We start from the raw sequence: 18972 nt of genomic DNA on the forward strand, positions 1-18972 counted from the left end.
CAGAAAAAGAGTTCCGTCTTAGACGGAACTCTTTTTTTATTTGTTCACAATCCGCATATACTCCCTGGGCCCAAACGGCCTATCCTTAGATTCCGCCTCACTCATTTTAGTTGACAGGTGATGCTCCAATAAATACAGTTCCCAATCATCATTGTCTGCCACACGGGCACGGCCGTCATATTGATTCAGCATGAATGCCCCTGCACATATCGAGCAGAATAAACCTGAGCACATAAGGACCTTTCTCTTCACCATGATCAGCTCCTTACATACAGCTTGATCAGGAGCGATTTTAAATATACAAATAACCTGATTTTTGTTAAACTTATTTTAAGGTCAAAAGAACTTGTAAAATTCATTCGCGGCAGGTTGAAGCATGGCGGCTTCCAAAAAAGTGCGATATAATTTGGACTGGGTCGTTTGACCGTATATTCTAATTATTTATACATAGAACAGGTTTCAATTAAAGAAAAGGAGGTCTTGTCTTTGCAGCTCTTACATTTTGCTATTTTATCGCCTTTTGTATTTGCTTTTATCATTCCCTTTCTGGCAAAATACGCAAAAAGAGTGCATACGGGCTGGTTTGTTCTGATCCTGCCCGTCTTGCTGTTTATATACTTTCTTCCAATGATCAGAATGACTCAGTCGGGAGAAACATTACGATCGGTATTGGAGTGGATTCCTTCATTAGGCATTAACTTTACCGTTTATGTAGACGGTCTCGGACTGCTATTCGCCTTACTGATAACGGGGATCGGCTCGTTGGTCACTCTTTACAGTATTTTTTATTTATCGAAAGAAAAAGAACAGCTTGGGCCTTTTTATGTCTATTTATTAATGTTCATGGGCGCTATGCTCGGTGTTGTTCTTGTTGACAACGTCATGGTTCTCTACATGTTTTGGGAGCTTACCAGCCTTTCGTCCTTTTTGCTGATCGGATATTGGTACAAGCGTGAAAAATCTCGCTACGGCGCCGCAAAATCGCTCTTGATTACGGTAAGCGGCGGACTGTGTATGCTGGGAGGATTCATTCTCCTTTATCTGATCACAGATTCATTCAGTATCAGAGAAATGATCAATCAGGTTCAGTTGATTGCCGGCCATGATCTATTTATTCCGGCGATGATTTTGATTTTACTAGGCGCATTTACAAAGTCCGCCCAGTTTCCTTTTTACATTTGGCTGCCTGACGCCATGGAAGCGCCGACGCCTGTCAGCGCGTATCTCCATTCAGCAACGATGGTCAAAGCGGGAATTTATGTGATTGCAAGATTCAGTCCTATTTTCGCCTTTTCAGCTCAGTGGTTTTGGATTGTTTCTCTCGTCGGGATTTTCACCATGGTTTGGGGTTCATTCCATGCCGTCAAACAAACCGACTTAAAATCCATTTTGGCGTTTTCAACCGTCAGCCAGCTCGGCATGATCATCTCGATGCTTGGTGTCAGCGCTGCAGCCCTGCATTACGGCCATACAGAATATTACACAGTTGCCGCCATGGCTGCCATTTTCCATCTCATCAATCATGCTACCTTTAAAGGAAGCTTGTTTATGGCAGTCGGCATCATTGATCATGAAACAGGCACACGGGACGTCAGAAAGCTCGGCGGACTGATGGCGATCATGCCGATTACATTTACGATTTCCTTGATTGGCACATTTTCAATGGCTGGTCTCCCGCCGTTTAACGGATTTTTGAGTAAAGAAATGTTTTTCACCAGCATGCTTCGTGTGACACATGTCGATTTGTTCAACGTCCAGACGTGGGGAGCGCTGTTCCCTGTCCTCGCTTGGGCAGGAAGTGTGTTTACATTTATCTACAGCATGAAACTGCTGTTTAAAACATTTAAAGGCAATTACCAGCCTGAAAAACTCGAAAAACAGGCTCATGAAGCGCCGATTGGAATGCTCGTATCACCTGTCATTCTTGTTGCGCTCGCTGTCAGTCTCTTCTTTTTCCCGAATATATTGTCCTACAGCTTGATAGAGCCTGCGATGAATTCAATCTATCCGACACTGCTGGACAGCCATGAGAAGTTTCATGTTCATATTTCGCAGTGGCACGGGTTTACAGCCGAAGTTCTGATGACACTGGGCATTATCGCTGTCGGTACGATCGGATACTTGACGATAAACAAGTGGAAAGGGATCTATAAGCTGTTTCCATCGAAACTCACGCTCAATCGGTTATACGAGAAGCTCCTGACCATCATGGAAAAAGGCTCTTATCGAGTGACAAAACAATATATGACCGGATTTTTGCGGGATTATCTTCTATATATCTTCGCTGGATTTATCATTCTGATGAGCGGGGCTCTCGTTTTGAAAGGCGGATTTTCCTTTACAACTGAGGGTATGGCGAAAATCGGCATATACGAAATGATTCTGACACTTGTCATGATCAGCGCGACAGCGGCGACTGTATTCGCCCGATCCAGACTGACGGCGATTATTTCACTTGGCGTTGTCGGTTATACGCTTGCATTGTTTTTTGTTATTTTCAGAGCGCCCGATTTGGCTTTGACCCAGCTGGTCATTGAGACGATTTCCGTCGCCCTGTTTCTGCTTTGTTTCTATCATTTGCCGAAACTGCGGCTGAAAAAGAAAACGAGAACGTTCCGAATGACAAACTTTATCATTGCTTTAGGAGTCGGCATTATTGTCACCCTGCTCGGTATTGCATCCTCAAGCCAGCGGACAAAAGACAGTATCGCCTCCTTCTTTACAAAGCACAGCCACGATCTTGGCGGAGGAGATAATGTCGTCAATGTCATTCTCGTTGATTTCAGGGGCTTTGATACAATGTTTGAAATTACAGTATTAACGATTGCCGCTCTCGGCATCTTCAGCATGATTAAAACAAAAGTAAAAGAGGAGGGGAAAAGCGGTGAATGAACAAAAAACAAATGACTTGATTCTTCAAACCGTGACAAAGCTTGTATCCTTTATCATTTTGCTTTTCTCTTTCTATTTATTTTTATCGGGGCATAACGCCCCTGGAGGAGGCTTTGTCGGCGGGCTGATCACGTCCTCTTCCATCGTTCTATTGCTCTTGGCTTATGATTTAAAAACCGTGCGTTCCATTTTGCCGGTTAATTTCATTTACGTCGCGGGAGCCGGTCTGCTGCTCGCTGTCTTAACAGGCGTTGGCTCTTTTGTCTTCGGAGCGCCCTTCTTAACCCACACATTCGGTTACTTTCATCTGCCGATTTTAGGGAAAACGGAGCTCGCCACGGCGACGCTTTTTGATTTAGGCGTTTATCTTGTTGTCGTAGGCATTACGATGACCATTATTCAAACGATTGGAGAGGAAGAATAATGGAAATCTTAATGGCTGTTACAGCAGGTATTATTTTTATGGCTGCTACGTATTTGCTGCTGTCTAAAAGCCTGCTTCGGGTCATTATCGGAACAGCGCTTTTGAGCCACGGCGTTCATTTAATGCTTTTAACTATGGGAGGATTAAAAAAAGGCGCCGCTCCGATTTTGAGCGAGCATGCCAAGTCATTTGTCGATCCGCTTCCGCAAGCCCTGATTTTGACGGCTATTGTCATTTCATTTGGAGTTACATCCTTCATCCTCGTCATGGCGTTTCGGGCCTATCAGGAATTGAAATCGGACGATTTGGATCAAATGAGGGGAAATGATCAACATGAATAATTTTGTTATATTGCCAATTCTGATCCCGCTCCTGTCCGCCATTCTGCTGATTTTCATGAACAAACACATCATGCTCATGCGGATCTTCAGCACTGCGGCGTCGGCAATCGGGATTGTGATCAGCGGCATACTCGTACAGACTGTCTTTACTAAGGGCATCCAGACACTCAGTTTGGGCGGCTGGAAAGCCCCCTACGGAATTGTGCTTGTTGCAGATCAATTTGCCAGCCTGCTTGTTCTCACCACGGCAGTCATCGGATTATTGGTTGTGCTTTATTCCTTCCGTTCTATCGGTGAAAAACGGGAACGTGCCTTTTATTATTCCGGCGTGCAGTTTTTGCTGGCTGGTGTAAGCGGAGCGTTTTTAACAGGCGATTTATTTAATATGTACGTATTTTTCGAGCTTCTGCTTATTGCTTCTTATATGCTGATTGTATTAGGCGGCACAAAAATTCAGCTGCGGGAGTCGCTTAAATACATTGTGTTTAATATTGTGTCATCAGCATTGTTTGTCATCGGCGTCGGCTTTTTATACGCGGTGACCGGCACATTAAACATGGCGGATTTAAGTGTGAGAATCAGCGAATCCGGACAAACTGGGCTGATTACTGTAATCGGTGTCCTGTTACTTATCGTGTTTGGTATGAAGGGCGGGATTTTCCCTCTCTACTTTTGGCTTCCCGGCTCTTATTACGCGCCGCCGGCAGCCATCTCTGCATTGTTCGGCGCATTGCTGACAAAGGTCGGGTTATATGCGATCACAAGAGTGTTCACACTGATTTTCATTCACGATACAGCGTTTACCCACCAGCTGATGATATGGCTCGCGGCTCTCACTGTCATCTTAGGTGTCATCGGTTCACTTGCCTATCAGAATGTCATGAAAATCGTGATCTATAACATTATTACCGCTGTCGGCGTTATTTTGTTCGGTGTTGCAGTTCAAACGCCCGCATCCATTCAAGGTGCGATTTACTACCTGATTCACGACATGCTGATTAAAGGCGCATTATTTATGCTGGCAGGCACGCTGATTGCTTTGACAGGAACAGCAAGCCTGCAACGAATGGGCGGGCTGATCAAACGATACCCCGTTCTTGGATGGATGTTCTTCATGTCGGCTGTATCTCTTGCCGGCATCCCGCCTCTCAGCGGATTTGTAGGCAAATTTAAAATTGCAGAAGGCGGCTTCGCTGAAGGTGAATTTACGATTTCCATGCTGATCCTGCTTTCAAGCCTGCTCGTCCTGTATTCCGTGTTAAGAATCTTTATCCATGCGTTTTGGGGCGAAGAAAAAGAAACACCGAAGCAAAATCTTAGAACAGCTAAAGGGCTTCTATATCCGGCAGCTATTTTTCTCTTGCTGTCTCTTCTCTTCGGATTGGGTACAGAATGGGTGTCACCGTACGTTGATCAAGCGGCCGAGACTTTGCTGAATCCGGAAAAATATATTGAAGCTGTTTTGAAGGAGTAGATCGCATGGCATTTCAAATTTTATTAAATGTATTTCTCGCTTTTTGCTGGATGTTCCTGAGCAATGACGCAAGCGCCGCCGGATTCATCACAGGCTTTATCCTGGGAATGATCTCTCTCTTCTTCTTCCGGCGCTTCCTTGCTCATCCGTTTTATCTATGGAAAATGTTTTCGATTATCAAACTTTTTTTGATCTTTATAAGGGAATTATACCTTGCCAACGTCAGTGTGCTGAAAACAGTCCTGTCGCCAAAACTGGATATCAAACCAGGCATATTCGCATTTAAAACAGAGCTGACAAAGGATTGGGAAATTACCCTGCTTTCACTGCTTATTACATTAACGCCGGGAACATTGGTCATGGATATTTCCGATGACCGGACCATTCTCTATATTCACGCGATGGATATTGAGGATGCGGAAAAAGCGATTTTTGATATTCGTGAGTCATTTGAAAAAGCCATACAGGAGGTGAGCCGCTGATGTTTACGTTAATCCTTCAAATCGCGCTCGGCATTATGGCGGTGTCCACCCTGTTGTATGTCGTTCGTGTCATCAAAGGGCCGACTGTTCCTGACCGGGTTGTGGCTCTGGATGCAATCGGCATTAATCTGATAGCGATGACAGCGCTTGTCTCCATCCTGCTGAATACGAGTATTTTTCTTGATATCATATTATTGCTGGGTATTTTGTCTTTTATCGGAACCATTGCGTTTTCTAAGTTCTTAGAGAAAGGAGAGATTATCGAAAATGATCGTGATCGCTAAAATAGCAGTGGCGATATTGATCTTAATGGGGGCGCTAATCTGTCTTGCGGCTTCCTTCGGGACGCTTCGCCTTCCCGATATGTACACACGCTCTCACGCTGCTTCTAAAGGCTCAACATTAGGGGTAAATATGATTTTGCTCGGTGTCTTCTTCTTTTTGTGGTTTATAACAGGAGAGATATCAGCAAAAATTCTGCTCGGGATTTTCTTTATCTTTATTACGACGCCGGTCGGGGGACACTTGATCTGCCGAGCTGCGTACAACTCTGGTGTCAAGCTGGATGAAAGAAGTGTACAGGATGACTATAACGGAATCAGAAACTTTGTAATTAAACGAAAAGAGGATTCTTACCTATAAAAATGAGCAGCCGGACAGGCAGAGTTCCGGCTGTTTTTTTATTTTGTGATGACAGCCAGCGTGCATCTGGATATACAGATCAGCCTCTCTTGCCCGTCATAAATGTGAATCTGATACACAATGGTCGTTCTGCCTTTATGAACGGGCTCGGCTACCGCCTTTACCGTTCCTTCCTTGACAGATTTCAGATGATTGGCGTTAATCTCCAAACCGACACAAGCTTGTGTACGAGAATCGATTAGATGCTGGGCACCCACACTCGCCGCAGTTTCCGCAAGAGCCACTGAAGCGCCTCCATGCAAATAACCAAAGGGCTGGACGGTCCGATGATCCACCGGCATCACTGCCACGCAGCGTTCCGCTGTGCTTTCTACAATTTCAATTCCCAGCGCGCCAAGCAATGTATGTTTCATATCCATAGTTTTAACTCCCTTATTTAAAGCACACCGTCTGATTTTGCAATCAACACCGCTTCCGTCCTGGAACCGACATTAAGCTTGTTGAAAATCGACGTCAGGCTGTATTCGATGGACCGCTTGCTTAAATGAAGCGCATCTGCAATTTCTTGGTTGGTAAAACCTTTTTCAACTTCTTGAAGAATCAGGCATTCTCTTGGTGTGAGCACATCTTGTTCTTTTTGAGAGGAAGGGGCCGGCTTTGTTTTTTGCTGAGTCATCAGCTGTTTAAAGTAAGCGAAATCGACTAAAATGTCTCCGTTGAGCACGTGATATATGTATTGGGTGATCTTTTCCTTTGATTCGGTTTTGCTGATGGCGCCGTGCAGACCCGCACGAATCGCTTCCTCAAAATAATCCTCGACCTCATAACCGGTATATACGATAATTTTACAATGAGGATTCTCTTGTAAAATCTGTTTAGAAAGCTCCATCCCATTGACATCGCCGCCTAAGTTCAAATCCATTAAGATGAGATCATATGATGAGAAATCATGCTGGTGTATGAACTGTTCGCTGGGTTCAGGACTGAGACAATCAACAGACAAATTCGAATCCGTTTCCAAAATTGTCTTGGTGCCTTCCATGACAGCCGGATGGTCATCAATCACTAGTATCTTTTTCATGTTTTCCTCCCTTTTACTCACTCATTTCCATTTTATAAAAAAGACTTGGCTTCTGCCAAGTCGTTTACGTTATAAAACCATTACAATTCCATTTCAATATCGGCCTTAAAGCCCTTTCCTTCACTTGTTTCGATTCGGAGGCGTCCATCTAAAGCCCTGACTCGCTCCTTAATGCCAGAAAGACCCATACTCATGGAATGTTCGTTATTTTTCTCCAGATCAAATCCGACACCATCGTCCTCATAATGAAGAACAATTTTGTTCTGAATACTGATCAGCATGATAAGCACTTCCGTCGCCTGAGAGTGTTTCACTGCATTTGATAAAAACTCTTGAATGATCCGGTACAAATTCAGCTGCGAATCCAAATCAAGCGACGCCGTAAATCTGCCGGTATTTAAGCGGATATGAAACGGAACCCGCTCCTGCTGCTGCGCCACCAGCTTGGACAACGCCTTCACCAGTCCCAAATCATACAAAAGCTGCGGCCGCAATTCATGACACGTCTCTCTCGTCATCGAAATCACATCAGACATCTGCTCATTCATCTGCACGAGCTTGCCCTGCACCTCTTCACGACATGGATCATCATCCTTCTTAAAATCAGCCAAAAACAGCTCACACTGGCGTTTTAATGAAATCAGATCCTGAAGAACGGAATCGTGGAGATCGCGGGCGAGATCAGAGCGTTGTTTTTCTTCAATGGTGTACATGAGTTTTTTGAGCCAGACGGGGTTTGATTCCTGTTGTTTTATTTCTTCTAAATGACTCATCAGCTCTTCAATTTTCATGACGTTTTCGATTGAGACATTTGTATAAAAAGCCAAGGTTTTCAGCCAAGAAAGTTCTTCAAGCGTGAGGCGGGGCGTATTCATTTTAGATAAACATAGAATCACAAATGATTTTCCGCCGCGTTCACCTATTTTCATGACAAATCCCTTATTAAATTCAACAATTTTACCAATTTCAGATGTTACTTTTTTGAACTCTTTTTGATAGACTTTTTCAAATGAATTTATATTAAGTTCTTCATGGAGTTTAATACTTCCATCAGCTGAAACCTCATAAACATGAGCTCTGCTTACAAGTGAAACCTCAAGTATTGTGTTTTTCAGTTCTTCAAATACTTGGGTCAAGGAGGTTGAGTCTCTAATCAGCTGTGTAAATTTATATGTGCTGTCTTGATAATTAAATTTTTCCGAAACTCTCTTTAATCTAAATCTGAAATCAAGTACTTCTTTATAATAAAACACTGCCACCATAATCAAATACATCAGAATCGCAAGTCTGAAATAATAATAATCTCCAGCTGGACTTCCCATTAACTCAAATACAGTAACTAAAACAATTGTGGGTGTTAATGCTAATATTCCATAATATTTTAACCTGCTTAAAATAAAGTCCACATTATAAATTTTATTTGTCATAAATTGATAAACCAAAGAAAATGGTATTAGGAACATAAAAGAAGCAGCTAGAAAAGAAGAAATGCCATCTGTACCTAAGAATACATAAGGTATTATATATAAAAACAAAAACGGCGAAAAAGATAAAATATTAATTATGGTAAGAACTTTTATAATATGCGCTTGTTCAGTATCCTTACTTTTAATTAAAATAGATCCAAAATAAACGCTCACGATTATAAATGAAATAAAGAACGATAGTAAATTTATTTTAGGCACATAATGCCTAAAGAAAAGTTGAGTACGAAACAATTCAAAAACTAGATTTAATACTGGAATTGAATATAATATAAAAACTTTTTTGTTAAATAACACAGTGCCTAGCTCTTTAAAATACTGATATAAGAAGAGAAGATAGTTAAGCATTACAGATGTTAAAGTGAATACCATTATACATCTGCTTAACAAATCCCCCTTTGCGGATCCACCCGCACTTAAATATGCTAAAGAAGCAGATAACAAAAAAATGATTAAAATTAAAGCAGAGAATAATTTTTTCGATTCATTTATTTTCAGGACAAAGAAACAACAAAATAGACAAGCTATATAAAATATTAGTGGGATTACAAAAGTAGTAAAATTCCCATCATTCATTAAATCAGGCTTAACCCTAACCTTTTCTCCATCCCTCTCGACGACTATTGAACTCACATGGTTTGAATTATATTTTTGAACTTCAAGAGGACGTTTAACTTTATGATTATTAATACTTTTAATAACGTCCCCTTTTTGTAATCCAGAATAGTAAGCCGTAGAGAATTCCTCAATGTTTGTTACCACAACTTCATTGTCATGGTTTTTGGCTACCGCTGCACCAACTAAAAGTTTACTCGAACTTATATACGTTAAATAAGTTACATAAACTAAACTTACTAAAATCAACAAAATTGAAACTTTGTTGTACCATGCCTTCATTTAATAAAGCCTCACGAAGGAACCCAATTACCATTGGTATAAATTTGCAATCCTCCAAAAGCATCAACTATGCTTTTCAATTGATCCTTATCTATATTCAATAAGGAGGCTCTTCCTTCTATGACCTCATCTAAAACTTCCGGATTTTTCACTAAGTATCCAACGATTTCCTGCATATAAATCCTCCTTTATTTTATCATTCCTGTTATTAATTCTTCTATCTTATTATCTTGTAAATCTAATCTAGCGATTTCTTTTTTGAGTTTTTGTAATGACAAGTGTTTCATCACAAGTAAATATTGCACTACGCCTGCCTCAGTTAGTTTATCTTTTATATATTTGGGATCTAATGATAAGAACAACGCAGCATTTTCATACCAACTCAAGATTTCTTCAGAAGCTTCATTAAAACGTTTATTTAAATATAAGTATGCCAATGTATTCTTTTTCTGAACAAAATCGTTATTTAAATAATATAAACCTTGGTAATCATTTTCAATTTGTGCAATAATGCCAAGTTCATAAGAATAAGAAGCCACAATGGGATGGTATTTGCCTGTTGCCAGCATTACTCCCATTACACAGGGCAATGCCGTTAGCGCTCCTGACTTATTTTTGATCATGTCAAGACAGGTTTCTTCAGTTTGCGGCGCATTCACAATATCATCATGCTGGCCTTGAATTGATTGTAACGCAAAATTCAATATCTCTTGTGAAAATTCTGGTTCATGACTAGCTTGACACATAACCTGAATACTTAGGGTGTAAAGAGCTGTAACGGCATTTAAAGCGATAGACGAGTCAATCTTCATCCATACAGCATTTACATTGTCTTTATCCTCTAAGTCATCATAAATATCAAATGAGAGTATAAGCAATTCAATTCCGGCAGCTAGCAATTCAATTGCTTTTTTGTCCTGACCGTTAAAAGCTAGATAATGATGAAAAGCCAAATCAGCAAACTCAAAAGTATCCTTGGATCCAATAAAATCCTGAAGATAGTGATTCAAGTCTTGATTCATTATTTTTTGGCTTACAATATCCTTCATTTTCTCCTTGATCCGGACAGTATCTAAACACATCTGCTCAATAACGACTTCCCCCTTCCCATTCCATTTTACTAAATGGGACATTTAAAGGACAGCAAGTTTTTCGTTTTTTAACAATCATATAATACTTTATCCATTTATTGTACGGGAAGAACGAAAAAAAAGACTTGTTTCCAAGTCTTTTTTACGAAATTTTCATTGCATATGTGTATTTATCGAGCTGATCAATGCTTTTGTTAATGTTTCGTAATGAATCTGTCGTTTCTTTAATATCAAGTTCGAGTCGGAATAACAATTGTTTTACTTCTTCAAGTTTCTTTTCCATCGTTTCCACACTCCTTTTTTTGAAAGATCAATGAATTGTGTATGGTGAACGAGTCCTAGGTATTTGATCTGTTACTAATAGTGTATCTGGTTTCGAGTTATTTTTCACCGAAAAGTATACAAAAAGATCCTGCGTGACACCGCAAATATCAATAGGTCTTTGTGCTTAAAGGAATCACAATGAGAACAGGACTATTTTTCTACGTGTGAAAACGGTGATTTAAGATGGAATTGAGAAAGATTCTTAATTCCTTTGATTTTATTGTGTTTATCTGTTTCACAATGTAAGACTATAGTCCCCCTCGCCGCTTTTTCAAAATTCAATATGCGATTCTTGGCGTATCGTGACCGACAAACACCGAAAAGACCGCAACGCAAAGTTGTGGCCTTTTCGCTTTGTCATATCCAGCACCTGAGTGATCTATACATATAGACATATCCCCTTTTTGCGAGGTGCTTCCATGAGATATCCTTATCCTTGGTTTTACGTCTATCCGTACGACATACGCCGTCCGCCCGCTCCTGCCGCCAATACAGAAACCTTTATCCGTTCCGCACAGGATGCCGCCGGGCTGCTCGCTGATGCTCAGCTTGTACTTAGGCGCATTGCGGGGTCACAGGAGCTTTCGCGCCGCATCATGACCGCAGCGGAGCAGTCAGATAAACAGACAGTAAAACGTCTAATCAAACAGACAGGCGTCCGGCATGATGTGGATTCGGTCTTTAATCCCGATGGCATATACATCAGCCTGATCAGCACGCAAAGCCGAATTATCGTGGCATTGCGGTGGTCAGAAGACCGCAATTACTTTTCGCCCATGAGCTTATGACACCACTCCAAGGCTTCCAAATAACAGTCGTACGCTTCTTCCTTGTCCAATTCTTTTGCTAATTCTCCGCAAGTGTCCCAATTGTTGGTTTCGATTAACTTCACAAGCTCAAGCATTTGGTAATAGTCATTTTGATGACCTAATAACGCTTGACCTACTTCATCTATTAAAGGCAATTCTTGAATAATCTCTTCTATTTCTCTGTGCAAAAGGGTGTCTATGAGAGAAAACATCCCGATCAGCATATACGAGGCCGGCTGCGGGCGCGCTGTTTTTCTAGCCAACAGTTCACATAGCTTTGCTCTCATTAAAGAAATTTTTATGATTTCGTGTTTGCTGGAATTCCCTTTTCTGCTTAAATCCTTAAAGGATAGGATGTATATCCACCGTTTGATTTCGTTAAACCCAAGAAGCATGATAGCCTGCTTAATGCTGTCGATCTTTTGGGTTAAGCGGCTATGGGAAGAGTTTAAGAATTTTAAAATTTGATATGACAGCGATAAATCACGTTCTATGTACTCAGTTACACGCTGGATGTTAGGCTGCTCTTTGCTTAATTCGTTGAGCAATTCATAGTAAGAATAAAAATGGGTCGACAGATCATGGCCGCTGATGATGCGCGGTTCGCTGAAAAAGTAGCCTTGGAATAACTGAAAGCCATCTTGCGCCGCTTGTTCATATTCTTTGCGTGTTTCTACTTTCTCAGCTAAAAAAATCAGGCCGCAATAGCTGTAGGTTTGCAAAATGTTTCGGCGTTCCATTCGGGTGGTTTTAAGAAAATCAACTTTCAATATATCAATATAGCTCATGAGCTTTTCCAATAATTTTTCATTTTTCGGGTTTATCGCGTAAAAATCATCGAGTGCCAGCGTATACCCCATTTTTTTCAGCTCTCTGCACCTTGAGACGAGAGCCGGAGTGATCGGTATATCTTCAAGGATTTCAATCACAAGCTGTTTTGGATTGAAGGAGGTGGGGAGATCCGAAAACATCAGGCTTTCAGTGAAATTGACAAAACAGCGTTTTCCTTCTGTCAGCTTCTCGATTCCGATGTTTAAAAAGCTGTTAATCACCAAATCTGTTGTAGCCTGATCGCCGTCTGCAGCGGAATACACATTCTCTTCGCTCTCTCTATATAAAAGTTCATAAGCGACAACCTGTTCTTTTCGATTAAATATAGGCTGTCTTGCAACAAACACCCTCATTGATTTATCCTCCTTACAAAACACGCGGCTTTCCACCCTAAGTATATCAAATAATTTGACGAAATTTGTCTAAACATGAAAAATATTATTCCCACAAAAAAACTGGCCTCTTCGCGAACGAAAGGCCAGTTTGCTTTATTCTTCGAGCTCTTCTTCAAGTCTGCTTTTCACTTCATGGATCCGCTGCATTTTGTTGCTCCAGCAGTCCTCGCTTAAATCAACCGGGTATTCTTCAGGTTTGCTGATTCTCTTATATTCCTCCCACAGAAGGCTGAGGTTGTCTTGTACATATTGCTGAATGTCAGAAATCTCAGGGTTCTGGTAGCATAGGATGCCTTTTTCAAAAATCAGCTCGTGAAGATCCTTCGCATAGAAATTCGTGACGAATTTGCTGATGAAGGTATGAACCGGGTGGAACATTCTCAGCCGCTTCTGGTCATTCACCTGCTCGTCATAAAGCGCAATGTAATCTCCTTCAGAATGATGATTTAACTGATTAATAATCCGGTACACTTTCTTTCTGCCAGGTGTCGTCACTTTGTCAGGGTTGGATGAAATTTTGATCGTGTCGACCATTTCTCCGTTTTCTTCGATGGAGACGAGCTTATAAACCGCGCCGAGAGCCGGCTGGTCATAAGCTGTAATCAACTTCGTGCCGACACCCCAGACATCTATGCGCGCTCCCTGAGCCTTTAAATTCATAATGGTATGCTCATCCAAGTCACTCGATGCAATGACTTTCGCGTCTGTAAACCCTGCTTCATCAAGCATTTTCCGGGCTTTTTTTGACAGGTACGCCAAATCGCCGCTATCCAGGCGGATGCCAATGAAGTTGATGCGGTCTCCGAATTCCTTGGCCACTTTAATCGCATTCGGCATGCCTGAACGAAGCGTATCATACGTGTCGACTAAGAAGACGCAATCCTTATGCGTTTCCGCGTATTTTTTGAATGCTGTATATTCATCGCGGTAGGCCTGCACTAGCGCATGGGCATGTGTGCCTGATACCGGGATATTAAAGCGCTTTCCGGCTCTTACATTGCTTGTCGCGCTGAAGCCGCCGATTAACGCTGCTCTCGCTCCCCACATAGCCGCATCCATTTCATGCGCCCGTCTTGTTCCGAATTCAAGTGCAATTTCATCACCAATGACGCCTTTGATGCGCGCTGCTTTTGTCGCGATTAATGTTTGGTAATTCACAATGTTAAGCAAAGCTGTTTCAATAAGCTGCGCTTCTACAAGAGGAGCTTCCACCCTCATAATCGGCTCATTGTTAAAAACCAGCTCTCCTTCTTTCATGGAATAAAGAGAACCTGTAAAAGATAAACCGCTCAAATAATCAATAAAATCTTCATGGTAGCCAAGCTCATCTCGTAAATAAGTCAGGTCACTATCGGTAAACTTGAAGTTTTCCAGATATTCAATGGCTTTTTCCAAGCCCGCAAAAACCGCATAGCCATTCTCAAACGGAAGCTTTCTGAAAAAAAGCTCAAAAATCGCTTTCTTTTCATGAATGCCGTCTCTCCAGTAAGTTTCCGCCATATTGATTTGATAAAGGTCTGTATGTAATGACAGGCTGTCATCTTTAAAACCGTACTCTAACACTGTTTTTCCCCTTCCTTACTCTGCCACTTGCGCTCCGATGCTGTTTGCAAAATGGGAAAGAGCCCACGTATGCCCCTCCTGATTAAAGCTGGCAACAGCCTGTTTATGCACAACAATCCGGAAACCTTTGTTGTATGCATCAACCGCTGTATGCAAGACACAGATATCTGTGCAGACGCCGGCTAAATGCAGCTCGTCAATCTGCCGCTCTCTGAGTTTCAGTTCTAAATCAGTACCCGCAAAAGCAGAATATCTCGTTTTTTCCATGTAATATACATTATGATCATGTGCATGTTTCTGATATAGAGGCAAAAGCTTTCCGTACAGGTCTTTTCCTTCCGTACCCTTGATATTATGCGGCGGGAACAGACGGGTTTCAGGGTGATATTGATCCCCTTCATTGTGAGAATCTACTGCAAATACGACGTAATCACCGTTTGTGATAAAGTTTTCTGTCAAATTGACGATCGCCTCTTCAATCATTCTGCCGGGCTCCCCGCAGGTCAATTTTCCATCACTCGCCACAAAATCATTCGTATAATCAATACAAATAAGTGCTTTTTTCATAGCCGGCCTCCCCGCCATCAGTATGAGAACATTATATCTTATCTCCCGTTGTAAGGGAATTGCCATGAATAAAAAGACAAACAGTCCGTTTGTCTCTTAAGATTTCAGCACCGACCGGTTAAAAATGTCGTCCTGAATATATATAGATTCATGATTTACCGCACTGTCCGCCGCAATGATAAGGCCTAAAGGCGTATGAAACTGAAGATCAGATACGACTTTAAAAGGCACTCCGTTTCGGTTCGCCATTTTTACATAAGGTGAATAAGACTGATACTGAAGCTCTCCATTGATAAGAAGAGATATATGTTTATTGCGTTTAAACGCTTGCTCCGCTTCGTGATACGGTTTGCTTCTGAGCACCTGCCCTTTCGTCAGTGCCAAAAGCACTCTTTCCCGCAATGAGCCTAAAAACAAATGGCGCTCATCTGGTTTTGTTTCCAGCGGCCCGTACATTCCTTGCTGTAAATAGAGATCCAGCGTTTCATCACTCAAAAGCTCGTCCTCCCGTCTTGTTTGTCTTCATTATCGCCTGATCCTGCGGGGGCTAAACTTTCAAGGGCTGTTACATTTCCGTTACCCAGTGAATGATTTTTTTTGCCAGCTCACCAGCAGGCTCGTCCTCTGTATGCCGGCGCAAAGAAGCCTCCAGCCGTTCAGGCAGCGATGATTTTTCTTCCTCGTATGAAATAATCGTGCTCCACTCCAGCTGCGGAACGGCTACTAGCGTATGCAGCTCTTTTCTGTTTTCATGCAGATATACATCAGTGATCATTCCTGTTTGTGTGCTGATATTTGCTTTTCTGATTTTCATAACATGACCTCGCTAACTAAAAGACTATCCATATTATACAATAAAAAAGCAACAGCCTCTCTAGAAAAGGCTGTTACCCGTTAAACGAAACGGTATCATCAATGATATCGGCATCGTTTAAAATTGTTTTACTATATTCGTTATTGATCTTCACAAAATCCCCCAGCTGAAATGTGCCAGACCCAGCACCTGTGTGATCGACGCTTTTCGGCGCAATCGCAAACACATCTCCAAAGCTGGCCGCAGCATCACCTGATATAGACATAATATATATCGGCCCTACAATCGCAGGCATTTCCCCACCTCCGCACTGATTTACAGCATCATATGCGGAAAGGAGCCAATGGTGCCCGCCTATTCAGCGGGACGTTCGTTTTCTTCAAGGCGTGACCGCTGGCGCAGCTTGATCAGCCGCACGATATTCAGGAAAAACGCTTTGACTACCGCATACACCGGCACAGCTAAAATCATGCCGAGAATGCCGCCGAAGCTTCCTGCTCCAATCAACAGCAAAATGATGGTAAGCGGGTGCGTATTCAAACGTTTTCCGATAACGAGCGGAGAAAGCAGATTTCCGTCGAGCTGCTGAACGATCACAACCACAATGATCGCAAAAAGCGCTTTGGCCGGTGAATCCATAAAGCCGATAATGACAGCCGGCGCAGCGCCGAGAAAAGGCCCGACATAAGGAATGATATTTGTAATGGCCATGACAATTCCAAGAATCAGCGCATATGGCAGCCCGGTAATCAAGTATCCGATAAAGCACGCTGTCCCTACAAAAAGACAGATTAACAGCTGTCCCTGAAAATACGCAGCGAGTGTGTCGGATAAATCCTTAAAGATCTTTAGACCTTCTGTCCGGTAAGAAGCCGGAAGAATTTTGACTGCCAGGTGCGGAAAGCGGTGTCCATCCTTCAGCATATAAAAGAGGATAAACGGAACAGTGATAATGACAAGTGTGATATTTGTCACGACACCAAACACCGCGGATAAACTGGATGTAATATTTTGCGGCAGGTTTTGGAGAAAGCTTGTCAGAGACTGCTCAATTTTTGATATGGATACATAATCCTGTGTCATCATCCAGGTAAACCACTGAGAGTGAGATAAATCTTTTGTTAATGCCTGAATCTGTTTTATATATTCAGGAAGATTGTTAAACAGCCCGGTCACCTGCGATGTAATGACAGGCCCGACTGCCGCAGAAACGAAGGCAAGCAAACCGATAAATACTAAATAGATGAGCAGAATCGATAATGTCCGCGGCATTTTTTTCTCAAGCAGTCGGACGACCGGATTAAAAATAAAATACAGAATTCCGGCGATCAGCATCGGGAAAAACAATGTCGAGATAAACACGATAAACGGCTGAAACACAAATGAAACTTTTGTTGCTACGAAAATAATCAGCAAAACAAATAAAATTTGCAATGTCCAAAAATGGACTTTTGATTTCAACAAGCTTGTTCCTCCTAGTTTTTCTTTGTCTATCAGATAAAAGAACTTGCACCCCATCATTGTAACAAAAATGAACTGATATCAGAACTCTTAATCAGTGAATGGGCTGTTGATTATGCAGGCTGTGACATACGGCAGGGACGCCGCACTGATTTATGTACTTGCGGACTAGCTTAACGTTTAGATTTTATCCTGCTTGATGTGAATCAAAACGATAGAATGACTGAGAGGCAGCGGCGCTGTGCTCCGTTTGCCGGGAAGCCCCGTTTATATGTAAAGGATGCGGGCGGGTATCACTTCGGTTGTTGTTTAGGCATTATTTCAGATGACCGCTCCGGCTTTGATCTTGGCGGCACAATTTATGACGGAGCGTTTTTACAGCGCTTAACTGAAAAATAGGACGTCCCTGTGTACGCCTATTTTTCAAGCGCAAGCACTGTTACACCCGTTCACTGTAATCTGGCGTGACGGAAACCATGTGCTGGATACTGATAAAAAAAACAGAATTTCGGGCTGCTTCAATGATGATATGGTCCGGTTTTACATCAATCAGTCTGCCTCTGACCGTATCTCGTACTGTCTGGATAATGAATTTTGAGCCGATGAGCTTTTTGATGGTCTGATAGACATAAGGATCGACTAATGAGACCAGTTGCGGACTACCTTGGTTGGCCATACTTCAATCCCCTTTATATGTTTTATCTCAGCTTATGCCACGGTTAAGGATAATGACACAGGCTTACCGGATAACACCAGGGGATGCGGAGACGATTGGGGAGTGTGATTCACGCGGGTGTAAGGAAATGGTGATGAAACGGAGACAGCGAAGAAAGCGGACGCTGTTCCGAATACAGGCGGGACCTATACAGGCTTTTTTATAGAAGACTGGGCTTGGTCGATTAATCGGTCCAGTTTTTCTATTTTTTTCAGTGCGGTTGCTTCGTCAATTTGTCGGTAATGATGGTGGCCGCCAGGTTCTTCATCAAGTTCGTCCGCTTTTTTGACAATCTGCTGCAGCGTATTTTTATCGAGTTCACCTTCAGGCAGATAGGAATCGGTATGAAGCAATATGGCAAGAGCAATCTCTTTTGCCGCTTTCGGTTCTTCACCAAGACGAATCAAGAGCTTATGCGCCCGTTCCGCCCCTTTAATGGCATGGATGTCATTCCTTCTGTATTTCTCATAATCCCATTTTCCGTCTGTATACCATTCATAATGTCCGATGTCATGCAGCAATGCCGCTTTTGCGGCTAAATCAGGGCTGATATCAGCCTTTACAGACAGCCTGTATGCATGATAGGCGCAGGCAATCGCATGAGCCACGCCGGAACGCTGTAAATATTTTTGTGCAATTGGATGGGCGAAGACATCCATTAATGTAACCTTTCTCATGGAAACCC

The 18972-nt window shown here is 42.2% G+C and carries 24 protein-coding genes; 8 read left to right on the forward strand and 16 right to left on the reverse strand.

The features are described 5' to 3' along the window. Positions 1–36 precede the first annotated feature (36 nt). Positions 37–252, reverse strand: coding sequence for a hypothetical protein (locus NSS75_RS17030; RefSeq protein WP_099043587.1), 216 nt, complete (start codon positions 250–252; stop codon positions 37–39). A 234-nt stretch (positions 253–486) separates the two neighbouring features. On the opposite strand from NSS75_RS17030, the gene NSS75_RS17035 reads away from it, so the two are divergent. From NSS75_RS17035 to mnhG, 7 genes are read left to right on the forward strand one after another with little or no spacing between them, the layout of a single operon-like run. Further along, positions 487–2892: a Na+/H+ antiporter subunit A gene (locus NSS75_RS17035; RefSeq protein ID WP_095713973.1), complete on the forward strand. Its 2406-nt coding sequence runs from the start codon at positions 487–489 to the stop codon at positions 2890–2892. Then, positions 2885–3316, forward strand: coding sequence for a Na(+)/H(+) antiporter subunit B (locus tag NSS75_RS17040; protein WP_024122673.1), 432 nt, complete (start codon positions 2885–2887; stop codon positions 3314–3316). Before NSS75_RS17035 ends, NSS75_RS17040 begins: the two co-directional genes overlap by 8 nt. Beyond that, the gene (locus NSS75_RS17045; protein WP_095713974.1) at positions 3316–3657 is read left to right on the forward strand and encodes a Na(+)/H(+) antiporter subunit C; all 342 of its coding nucleotides are present in this window, start codon (positions 3316–3318) and stop codon (positions 3655–3657) included. Before NSS75_RS17040 ends, NSS75_RS17045 begins: the two co-directional genes overlap by 1 nt. Next, positions 3650–5131 carry a Na+/H+ antiporter subunit D gene (locus NSS75_RS17050; RefSeq protein WP_103671366.1) on the forward strand — a complete coding sequence of 494 codons (1482 nt, stop codon included), beginning with the start codon at positions 3650–3652 and terminating at the stop codon, positions 5129–5131. Before NSS75_RS17045 ends, NSS75_RS17050 begins: the two co-directional genes overlap by 8 nt. Before the next feature lie 5 nt (positions 5132–5136). Continuing rightward, on the forward strand, positions 5137–5613 hold the full coding sequence (locus tag NSS75_RS17055) for a Na+/H+ antiporter subunit E (RefSeq protein WP_044158941.1): 477 nt from the start codon (positions 5137–5139) through the stop codon (positions 5611–5613). Beyond that, the gene (locus NSS75_RS17060; RefSeq protein ID WP_024122677.1) at positions 5613–5897 is read left to right on the forward strand and encodes a Na(+)/H(+) antiporter subunit F1; all 285 of its coding nucleotides are present in this window, start codon (positions 5613–5615) and stop codon (positions 5895–5897) included. The genes NSS75_RS17055 and NSS75_RS17060 overlap by 1 nt, the downstream gene beginning before the upstream one ends. Continuing rightward, positions 5881–6255 carry a monovalent cation/H(+) antiporter subunit G gene (mnhG, locus tag NSS75_RS17065; RefSeq protein ID WP_024122678.1) on the forward strand — a complete coding sequence of 125 codons (375 nt, stop codon included), beginning with the start codon at positions 5881–5883 and terminating at the stop codon, positions 6253–6255. Before NSS75_RS17060 ends, mnhG begins: the two co-directional genes overlap by 17 nt. A 38-nt stretch (positions 6256–6293) precedes the next feature. Here mnhG and NSS75_RS17070 read toward each other — a convergent pair whose 3' ends face one another. From NSS75_RS17070 to degQ, 6 genes are all read right to left on the reverse strand, one after another. Beyond that, on the reverse strand, positions 6294–6674 hold the full coding sequence (locus tag NSS75_RS17070; protein WP_024122679.1) for a hotdog fold thioesterase: 381 nt from the start codon (positions 6672–6674) through the stop codon (positions 6294–6296). A 17-nt stretch (positions 6675–6691) separates the two neighbouring features. Next, positions 6692–7336, reverse strand: coding sequence for a two-component system response regulator ComA (comA, locus tag NSS75_RS17075; protein ID WP_024122680.1), 645 nt, complete (start codon positions 7334–7336; stop codon positions 6692–6694). 80 nt (positions 7337–7416) lie between these two features. After that, positions 7417–9717, reverse strand: coding sequence for a histidine kinase (locus NSS75_RS17080; protein ID WP_339234063.1), 2301 nt, complete (start codon positions 9715–9717; stop codon positions 7417–7419). An 11-nt stretch (positions 9718–9728) separates the two neighbouring features. Next, positions 9729–9893, reverse strand: a complete 165-nt coding sequence (comX, locus tag NSS75_RS17085; protein ID WP_105991648.1) for a competence pheromone ComX — start codon at positions 9891–9893, stop codon at positions 9729–9731. A 12-nt stretch (positions 9894–9905) separates the two neighbouring features. Further along, positions 9906–10766 (reverse strand): polyprenyl synthetase family protein, encoded by an 861-nt coding sequence (locus tag NSS75_RS17090; RefSeq protein WP_101860066.1) that lies wholly within the window; start codon positions 10764–10766, stop codon positions 9906–9908. 184 nt (positions 10767–10950) lie between these two features. Then, a complete protein-coding gene (gene degQ / locus NSS75_RS17095) occupies positions 10951–11091 on the reverse strand; it encodes a degradation enzyme regulation protein DegQ (protein WP_024122683.1) in 141 nt (46 codons plus the stop codon). Between the two features lie 460 nt (positions 11092–11551). Between degQ and NSS75_RS17100 the strand changes: the two genes are divergently transcribed. After that, positions 11552–11920, forward strand: a complete 369-nt coding sequence (locus tag NSS75_RS17100; RefSeq protein ID WP_024122684.1) for a hypothetical protein — start codon at positions 11552–11554, stop codon at positions 11918–11920. Here NSS75_RS17100 and NSS75_RS17105 read toward each other — a convergent pair. The 9 genes from NSS75_RS17105 to NSS75_RS17145 form a co-directional block, all read right to left on the reverse strand. Beyond that, a complete protein-coding gene (locus NSS75_RS17105; protein ID WP_044158949.1) occupies positions 11896–13125 on the reverse strand; it encodes an EAL and HDOD domain-containing protein in 1230 nt (409 codons plus the stop codon). The two genes, NSS75_RS17100 and NSS75_RS17105, sit on opposite strands and share 25 nt — an antisense overlap. A gap of 135 nt (positions 13126–13260) precedes the next feature. Beyond that, positions 13261–14730, reverse strand: coding sequence for a nicotinate phosphoribosyltransferase (locus NSS75_RS17110; protein ID WP_024122686.1), 1470 nt, complete (start codon positions 14728–14730; stop codon positions 13261–13263). A gap of 15 nt (positions 14731–14745) precedes the next feature. Beyond that, positions 14746–15297, reverse strand: a complete 552-nt coding sequence (locus NSS75_RS17115) for an isochorismatase family cysteine hydrolase (RefSeq protein WP_106019480.1) — start codon at positions 15295–15297, stop codon at positions 14746–14748. 96 nt (positions 15298–15393) lie between these two features. After that, positions 15394–15792 (reverse strand): DUF1694 domain-containing protein, encoded by a 399-nt coding sequence (locus tag NSS75_RS17120; protein ID WP_095713979.1) that lies wholly within the window; start codon positions 15790–15792, stop codon positions 15394–15396. A 70-nt stretch (positions 15793–15862) separates the two neighbouring features. After that, positions 15863–16111, reverse strand: a complete 249-nt coding sequence (locus tag NSS75_RS17125) for a YueH family protein (protein ID WP_024122689.1) — start codon at positions 16109–16111, stop codon at positions 15863–15865. A 73-nt stretch (positions 16112–16184) separates the two neighbouring features. Beyond that, a complete protein-coding gene (locus NSS75_RS17130) occupies positions 16185–16406 on the reverse strand; it encodes a spore germination protein (protein WP_044158952.1) in 222 nt (73 codons plus the stop codon). A gap of 59 nt (positions 16407–16465) precedes the next feature. Beyond that, positions 16466–17575: an AI-2E family transporter gene (locus tag NSS75_RS17135; protein WP_024122690.1), complete on the reverse strand. Its 1110-nt coding sequence runs from the start codon at positions 17573–17575 to the stop codon at positions 16466–16468. A 436-nt stretch (positions 17576–18011) separates the two neighbouring features. Continuing rightward, positions 18012–18248 (reverse strand): YuzF family protein, encoded by a 237-nt coding sequence (locus tag NSS75_RS17140; RefSeq protein ID WP_024122692.1) that lies wholly within the window; start codon positions 18246–18248, stop codon positions 18012–18014. A 185-nt stretch (positions 18249–18433) separates the two neighbouring features. Beyond that, complete coding sequence (locus NSS75_RS17145) at positions 18434–18964, reverse strand: HD domain-containing protein (RefSeq protein ID WP_024122693.1); 531 nt, start codon at positions 18962–18964, stop codon at positions 18434–18436. Positions 18965–18972: the final 8 nt, after the last annotated feature.

Origin of the sequence: Bacillus sp. FSL K6-1012, from assembly GCF_037964915.1 — a bacterium.
Classification (GTDB): Bacteria; Bacillota; Bacilli; order Bacillales; family Bacillaceae; genus Bacillus; species Bacillus halotolerans.

Excerpts from the sequence above, each read along its gene's own strand:
- NSS75_RS17090 (WP_101860066.1), bottom strand. The coding sequence starts at position 10,766 with ATGAAGGATATTGTAAGCCAAAAAATAATGAATCAAGACTTGAATCAC.
- NSS75_RS17055 (WP_044158941.1), top strand. The coding sequence starts at position 5,137 with ATGGCATTTCAAATTTTATTAAATGTATTTCTCGCTTTTTGCTGGATG.
- NSS75_RS17145 (WP_024122693.1), bottom strand. The coding sequence starts at position 18,964 with ATGAGAAAGGTTACATTAATGGATGTCTTCGCCCATCCAATTGCACAA.
- NSS75_RS17050 (WP_103671366.1), top strand. The coding sequence starts at position 3,650 with ATGAATAATTTTGTTATATTGCCAATTCTGATCCCGCTCCTGTCCGCC.
- NSS75_RS17070 (WP_024122679.1), bottom strand. The coding sequence starts at position 6,674 with ATGGATATGAAACATACATTGCTTGGCGCGCTGGGAATTGAAATTGTA.
- degQ (WP_024122683.1), bottom strand. The coding sequence starts at position 11,091 with ATGGAAAAGAAACTTGAAGAAGTAAAACAATTGTTATTCCGACTCGAA.
- NSS75_RS17115 (WP_106019480.1), bottom strand. The coding sequence starts at position 15,297 with ATGAAAAAAGCACTTATTTGTATTGATTATACGAATGATTTTGTGGCG.
- mnhG (WP_024122678.1), top strand. The coding sequence starts at position 5,881 with ATGATCGTGATCGCTAAAATAGCAGTGGCGATATTGATCTTAATGGGG.
- NSS75_RS17080 (WP_339234063.1), bottom strand. The coding sequence starts at position 9,717 with ATGAAGGCATGGTACAACAAAGTTTCAATTTTGTTGATTTTAGTAAGT.
- comX (WP_105991648.1), bottom strand. The coding sequence starts at position 9,893 with ATGCAGGAAATCGTTGGATACTTAGTGAAAAATCCGGAAGTTTTAGAT.
- NSS75_RS17045 (WP_095713974.1), top strand. The coding sequence starts at position 3,316 with ATGGAAATCTTAATGGCTGTTACAGCAGGTATTATTTTTATGGCTGCT.
- NSS75_RS17100 (WP_024122684.1), top strand. The coding sequence starts at position 11,552 with ATGAGATATCCTTATCCTTGGTTTTACGTCTATCCGTACGACATACGC.
- comA (WP_024122680.1), bottom strand. The coding sequence starts at position 7,336 with ATGAAAAAGATACTAGTGATTGATGACCATCCGGCTGTCATGGAAGGC.
- NSS75_RS17130 (WP_044158952.1), bottom strand. The coding sequence starts at position 16,406 with ATGCCTGCGATTGTAGGGCCGATATATATTATGTCTATATCAGGTGAT.
- NSS75_RS17125 (WP_024122689.1), bottom strand. The coding sequence starts at position 16,111 with ATGAAAATCAGAAAAGCAAATATCAGCACACAAACAGGAATGATCACT.
- NSS75_RS17105 (WP_044158949.1), bottom strand. The coding sequence starts at position 13,125 with ATGAGGGTGTTTGTTGCAAGACAGCCTATATTTAATCGAAAAGAACAG.
- NSS75_RS17060 (WP_024122677.1), top strand. The coding sequence starts at position 5,613 with ATGTTTACGTTAATCCTTCAAATCGCGCTCGGCATTATGGCGGTGTCC.
- NSS75_RS17140 (WP_024122692.1), bottom strand. The coding sequence starts at position 18,248 with ATGGCCAACCAAGGTAGTCCGCAACTGGTCTCATTAGTCGATCCTTAT.